This is a genomic window from Streptomyces sp. SID12501, from assembly GCF_010550245.1.
GTDB lineage: Bacteria > Actinomycetota > Actinomycetes > Streptomycetales > Streptomycetaceae > Streptomyces.
Genome location: NZ_JAAGLU010000963.1, coordinates 1 through 399, shown reverse-complemented (window position 1 = coordinate 399; position 399 = coordinate 1). Strand labels below are relative to the sequence as shown.

The 399-nt window shown below is 73.7% G+C and carries 1 protein-coding gene; it reads right to left on the bottom strand.

Annotated elements, in window-relative coordinates; genetic code table 11:
- Nucleotides 1–399 (bottom strand): hypothetical protein (locus tag G3I71_RS49345; RefSeq protein ID WP_164325513.1); only part of this gene is annotated, 399 nt, incomplete at both ends.

Below are 399 nucleotides of genomic sequence, written 5' to 3'. Positions count from 1 at the left end.
GGCCACCTCCAGGGTCGCGTCGTCGAGGAGGCGTACGTCCAGGGCGCGGGCCCGGACCACCTCGACCTGGACGGTCAGCGAGCGGGAGATGATCGGCAGGATGCGCACGTCGGGGGTGACCCAGTGCGCGGGCGGGGTGTGACCGCTGTCGTGGTCGCCACCCTTGAGGCGCGCCCGGTGGAGGCCTCCGGCGCCGGTGACGGCGATGGAGGTGGACCATATGCCGTCACGCCAGGTGCCGCCCGACTGGAAGACCGTGGGGTCGACGACGGCGGTGAAGCCGGCCCAGTCGGCGTGGCGCAGGGCCAGGTGCGGGGCGTTGACGGAGGCCATCGGGGAGGCGACCGTGCGGGTGCTGACGACGTTGCGACGGCGCTTGCCGGTCGCGCGGAAGACCAG